This window comes from Niveispirillum sp. (genome assembly GCF_017996735.1).
In the GTDB taxonomy this organism is placed as follows: domain Bacteria; phylum Pseudomonadota; class Alphaproteobacteria; order Azospirillales; family Azospirillaceae; genus Niveispirillum.
Map to the genome: position 1 here is coordinate 1 of NZ_JAGOGJ010000244.1, position 4651 is coordinate 4651.

General features: G+C 64.3%; 4 protein-coding genes and 1 pseudogene. 1 reads left to right on the forward strand and 4 read right to left on the reverse strand.

All coding sequences use genetic code 11. The features are described 5' to 3' along the window. Nucleotides 1-111, forward strand: a pseudogene (locus tag KBA48_RS32490) (IS5/IS1182 family transposase); the annotation flags it as partial. 72 nt (nucleotides 112-183) lie between these two features. On the opposite strand, the gene KBA48_RS32495 reads toward KBA48_RS32490, so the two are convergent. From KBA48_RS32495 to KBA48_RS32510, 4 genes are all read right to left on the reverse strand, one after another. Beyond that, nucleotides 184-1104, reverse strand: coding sequence for a 2-dehydro-3-deoxygalactonokinase (locus KBA48_RS32495; RefSeq protein WP_292912812.1), 921 nt, complete (start codon nucleotides 1102-1104; stop codon nucleotides 184-186). Nucleotides 1105-1244: 140 nt separating this feature from the next. Then, nucleotides 1245-1883 (reverse strand): 2-dehydro-3-deoxy-6-phosphogalactonate aldolase, encoded by a 639-nt coding sequence (locus KBA48_RS32500; RefSeq protein ID WP_292912813.1) that lies wholly within the window; start codon nucleotides 1881-1883, stop codon nucleotides 1245-1247. Beyond that, a complete protein-coding gene (locus KBA48_RS32505; protein WP_292912814.1) occupies nucleotides 1880-2746 on the reverse strand; it encodes a 2-dehydro-3-deoxygalactonokinase in 867 nt (288 codons plus the stop codon). Before KBA48_RS32505 ends, KBA48_RS32500 begins: the two co-directional genes overlap by 4 nt. 2 nt (nucleotides 2747-2748) lie before the next feature. Next, a complete protein-coding gene (locus tag KBA48_RS32510) occupies nucleotides 2749-4320 on the reverse strand; it encodes a sodium/solute symporter (RefSeq protein WP_292912815.1) in 1572 nt (523 codons plus the stop codon). Nucleotides 4321-4651 lie beyond the last annotated feature (331 nt).

The window sequence follows — 4651 nt, forward strand, 5'->3', positions numbered from 1 at the left end:
TTCTTCTGCAAACTCAAGGAGTTCAAGCGCATCGCCATGAGAGCTTGCAAAACAGACAAAAGCTTTGAAGCCATGATCTATCTCGCCGCTGCTGTCATCAATTCGCGCTGAATCCCCACAGACCCTAATCCGATCCAACGTGAATTAGATGCAATCCCTGCCGCCATTGTGTCAGAGGGGATGTCAGGGGAAAGTGGCTTCGGCCAGCGTCAACAGGCCGGCCACCGCCTGATCCTCGGCGTCCATCACGTGGCTGGCGACACCCAGATGGGAGAGTGCCTGCGTGAAGCAGCCGCCAAGGAAGGCCGGGGCGATCACTGTGACTGGCTGACCCGGTGCCGGGCGATAGCGTGACAGGGTGCCCGCGCAATCCTGTCCGATGAGAAGGCCCGAAAGGAACGACAGCGCCCAGACCGGACCAAGCCCCTCGCGTAACTGCCGGCTGCGCGCCTCGAACAGGAGATGGGGCAGGGTGGCTCCCTGTTCGCCCAAACCACGTATCAGGCCGTCGGTGAAGGCGGGACCATCGTCGGGTTCAAGCCCGTCGGTACCCTGGCCCAGAATGCTGTGTCTGCGCAGTGTTTCGAAAAGTTCCCCGGTCATGGCCGTCTGGAAATGGTCGATGCGGCCATCCTTGAGCAGGACCCATTTGCTGTGAGCGCCGGGAAGGCAGATGACCTGCCGGCCCAGGGACAGGCCGGGAATGCTGGTCATGGCGCCCAGGATCCGCGTTTCCTCACCCCGCATGACGTCAGGGACACCCAACGGGTTGGTGCAGGCCAGGCCCGGCGCAATGGCGACATCATGCTTGCCCGCCCTGAAACGCAGAAGATGGTCGCTGATCGCTGCGGGTGTCGCGGGGCAGGGCAGGTAGGGCGCCTCCCGCCAGCCCAGGGTAGAACCAGCCATGCCACACAGTAGCAGGGGCAGGGGCCCATGGGCCATTGTCCATCCGGCCGTCATCGACCGGATCGTTGCCTCCACCCGTCCCCGGACGGCGGCGATGCCAGGACCGGACAGTCTGGCGGTCACCTCGCCATCAATGCACAGGAACAGGCGCAGCCGGTCCGCGCCCCAATCGCCCGTGATGAAGGTGTTCTGCATGATTATTCTCATCCCGGCAGGGCATTCAGCGCCGCGTGTGCGGCCCGCCGGCCGTCATTGAGCGTGGTGCATGCGGGAACGGCGGCGCCCTGTTGTAGCAGCACCTCCCGGTTCGAACAATAATTATCATATAAATAATATTAGAGAGATGGCCCTGCCAGAGCAGCGATGAACCCGGTGGCCCGGGCGGCCACCTCGTCAGGCGTGAAGCCGGGCCGAAAGAGTGTGGAGCCGATGCCGAAACCGTCTGCCCCCGCGGCCCGCCAGGCGGCCATGTTGTCGGGGGTGACGCCACCGACCGGCAGGACGCGCAGGCTTCGGGGCAGGACGGCCCGCATGGCTTTCAGCACGGTCGGCGACGATCCTTCAGCCGGAAACAGCTTCAGCGCCGTGGCGCCGGAGGCCAGGGCCGCGAAGGCCTCCGTCGGGGTCATGATGCCGGGCAGGGACACCAGCCCGCGCACGGCCGAGGCCGTGATCACCTGCGGGTTGGCGTTGGGGGAGATGATCATGGTGCCGCCTGCCGTGGCCACGGCCTCGACATCCTGTTCCGTCAGAACGGTTCCAGCCCCGATCACCGCGCGGTCACCGACGGCGCGGGCCAGGCGGGAAATGCTTTCCAGCGGATCGGGGGAATTCAGCGGCACCTCGATCAGGGTGAAGCCGGCCCCGATCAGGGCTTCGCCGACGGGAACGGCTTCGTCCGGGGTCAGGCCGCGCAGGATGGCGATCAGGGGGCAGCGGGCGAAGGCGGCGTCGAAGGCGGAAATGTTGCTCATCTTGACTGTCTTTCGATGGCGATGATGCCAGCCAGGAAGGCGGCGTGGCTGTCGATCAGAGAGGCGGCATGTCCGTTGGCCCGGATCGCCGCACTGTAAAGCTCGCCCAGTTCCGGCCCGGACAGAATATGGACGGTGTCCGGGGGCGTGCCGGCCAGCCGGGCGACGACGTCGCTGCCGATCAGCAGCCCGCTGGCATAGGCGGCGGCATCGGCATCGTCACGGGTGCCCAGCATCCTGGCCGCGCGGATGGCAAAAAGTGAGGCGGTCAGGTCGCGGCGCTTGGCCTCCTCCACCCCGGCCAGGAAGGCGTCGTTGGCGCTGACGGCACCGGTCAATTGCGGGGCCAGCAGGCTGTGCCCCCGCAACAGGGCAAAAAGTTCGCCCGTCATGGCGGTGGTGAAGCCGATGATCCGTCCACCCGCCAGCCGGGCCCATTTGCAATGGGTCCCCGGCTGCACCAGCAGGGCGTCGGCCGGAACAAGCCCGGCAGCGGCGGCCCCCAGCAATTGCACCTCCTCCCCCCGCATCACATCGGGGCGGCCGTTGGCCAGGGTGGAGACGCCGGGCACGATGGCCGTGCGATCGTCGATCCGCAGCAGATGGCGGGCCAGATCGCCGATCCCCGCCGGGGCGGCCACATAGGGCGCCAGCCGCCAACCAATATTGGCCCCCACCATGCCGGCCAGAAGCATGGGCAGATCACCGACCATGGCGCGGATGCCACGGATTTCGGCCTCGAAATCCGTGACGGCGGTGACGCCCTTGCCATCGCGTTCCGTGTGGACGACGCGGCCCTGCTCGATCCGGTAGACCCGGCGGTTGGTGGTGCCCCAGTCCACAGCCAGAAAGGCGTCGCTCATGATCACCACCAGGTCGCGTAGAGGGCGATGAGGACCAGGATGACGCCGATCCCCCCGATATTGAAGATGGAAGGCGTGGCAAAGGACACGCCCTGCATGGTGATGCGGTTGGCATCGCCCCGGCTTTTCAGGGCCAGGCTGATCACCACGGCCAGCAGCAGGCTGGCGATGAACACGATGCTCATGCGGTTCATGAAGGGGATCTCCGGCGCCCCGATCTTCAAGCCATAGGAGAGGACGACCGAGGCGATGGCGGCGGCGATGGCGCCGGCCTCGTTGGCCTTTTTCCAGAACAGGCCCAGCATGAAGATGACGGTGATGCCCGGCGTGAAGAAGCCGGAGAATTCCTGGATGAACTGGAACGCCTGATCGGAATTGCCCAGCAGCGGGCGGGCGGCCAGCAGCGCGATGATGACGGCAACGGCGGCCACCACACGGCCGACCAGCACCAGATGCTTTTGGGTGCTGGCATCGGTGCCGCGGGCCTTGGCATAGAGGTCGAGCGTGAAGATGGTGGCGATGGAATTGATCTTGGAGGCCGTGGAGGCGATGATGGCGGCGATGAGGGCCGCGAAGACCAGGCCCAGCAGTCCCGGCGGCAACAGGCGCATCATGGTGGGATAGGCCTCGTCCGGCTTGGCCAGGTCGGGCGCCAGCACCACGGCGGCGATGCCGGGCAGCACGATGATGACGGGCATGAGCAGCTTCAGATAGGCGGCGAAGACGACGCCCTTCTGCGCCTCGCCAAGGCTCTTGGCGGCCAGCGCGCGCTGGATGATATATTGGTTGAAGCCCCAATAGCTGAGATTGGCGATCCACATGCCGCCAACCAGGACGGCGATGCCGGGCAGGTCCTTGTAGAAAGGATGGTCGGGCGCCAGGATCATGTCGAAATGGCCGGGCACACGGTCGGTCAGGACCTGGAAGCCGGCCAGCACGCCCTGGCCGCCACCGATCTCCTGCAAGGTGAGGTAGGAGATGACCAGGCCGCCCAGGACCAGCAGGGTGACCTGGACGATATCGGTCAGGGCCACGGCCTTCAGCCCGCCATAGAGCTGATACAGCAGGGCAAAGGCGCCGAGCGCCACCAGGGCCACATTCTGGTCGACGCCCGCCACCTTGTTGACGGCGATGGAACCCAGCCAGATGATGGAGGTGAGGTTGACAAAGATATAAAGCGCCAGCCAGAAGACGGCCATCAGTACCGGCAGGACCCGTCCATACCGCTGTTCCAGGAACTGCGGCATGGTGTAGATTTCGTTCTTCAGGAAGATCGGCAGGAAATACTTGCCAACGATCAGCAGGGTCAGCGCCGCCATCCATTCATAGGAGGCGATGGCCAGACCCAGGGCATAACCGGACCCCGACATGCCGACAATCTGTTCGGCGGAGATGTTGGCGGCGATCAGCGAGGCACCGATGGCCCACCAGGGCAGCGACTTGGACGCCAGGAAATAATCCGACGTATCCTTGGCATGACCCGCCTTCTCCCGGCTGACCCATTGCGCCAGCCCGAATATGCCGATGGCGTAGATCACCACGACGATCAGATCAATCTGTGAAAGACTGGTCACTGCGTTTCCCCCCTTATTATGCCCAGTACCGCAGAAGCATTTTTCATATATATCTGATTAATTGATCTTGTCCAGCAACCGCAATGGAATTAAGTGGATTCCGAGAGCGGGCAGCGATTAACTATCAAGGTGATTGGAAGGGGAAGGTCTGAGTTGGCAAGCGAACTGACGACGCTGACGGGGGAGGACCAGGCTGGTCTTGGCCGGAACCTGACCTATGGCTTGCTGGACAATCTGGGCCGGGCGATCGTGACGGGCCGCTATCACCACGAAGCGTTTCCGACGGAGGCGGAGCTTGCCAAGCAGCATGGTGTGAGCCGTTCTGTGACGC